Consider the following 1,050-nt stretch of genomic DNA (forward strand, 5'->3'; position numbering starts at 1 on the left):
AAACCTATCACACAAAACACATGATTTTAGTTGAATATTAACACCTAACGCCGGATTCACAAGCGAAATCATGCAGTTTCGCAATAATTTCTCATGACAATGCCAGTGAATCGGAACCCAGTTCATGAACGAAATATCGCGTAATTTTTGGCAGTTTTCCTGACGTTTTTGGGGAAGGAGCGGAATCAAGCCACCATAACGGCGTGATGTATTATTGGGCTATCGTACTGACTAACCGGCTCTCGCGGCATGGGAAATGATGTTACCTGTAGGGTCCCTATCATCGTGCCTCGTGAGAATAATTCTTACTCATAAAAAATAAACGACAAGCTTGCTCACCTTTAAGGTGGGCGTGTGCAGGCGGTGAAACGCGGGGCAGACTGAGGTCTAACCGGTCATCGCGCCGACTAAGGCACAACCTGAACAGCCTGGGTTGTACCGATATCCTTCGCTGACTTGTTCTCGTTGAGCAGCAATGAGATCATCGACATGGTTTGCAGCGTGTGGTCACAATGCTCAGGGTTGGTGCAGGCCGCAGGGTCTGGCAGGGACCATGTCTCACCATCGTACGTCACGCTATTGCCTTGGTCGAGCGACGGCCCGGGGCTTGGGCCAACCAGATGAAATAATACGCCGCCATTGCAGGTCGGGCCATTTAAATTCTCGTACTCAAGGGTGATGCAACGCTCCGGACGGTCGGGGTGCGCGGCGGTTTGCTCCTCCTGAAATGCCAGCACCTGGCCGACATACTGGATGACCTCAAGCGTTGAACGAAGCTTAAAGACGGCGGCATTTTTCATCGGCCCAAGGCTGCCGGGAAGCGCATTATCATCCTCGGAACTGGCACCGTTGCTGGGCACGCAGGCCTTGACCGGAACTTTAGGAGCCTGCGCCACATTACCGGCCAGAACACCAACCACCTGGGGCCCGCTGCCAGTGTCTGAGCACAACACAACAGATACCTTGCGGGTGGCCGATAATAGCTGGAATTTGCCATTTTTGGTGCGGACTATGCTGTATTTACTCGGGTCGATAGCCGCCACGGCACGC

Annotated in this window: 1 protein-coding gene; it reads right to left on the minus strand. The window is 52.9% G+C overall.

Features of this window, described 5'->3' with window-relative positions; genetic code table 11:
• Nucleotides 1-407: 407 nt before the first annotated feature.
• Nucleotides 408-1,050: hypothetical protein (locus B7Y67_RS19205; RefSeq protein ID WP_293600002.1), on the minus strand; the 643-nt coding region annotated here is incomplete at its 5' end.

This window comes from Polynucleobacter sp. 35-46-11 (genome assembly GCF_002281105.1).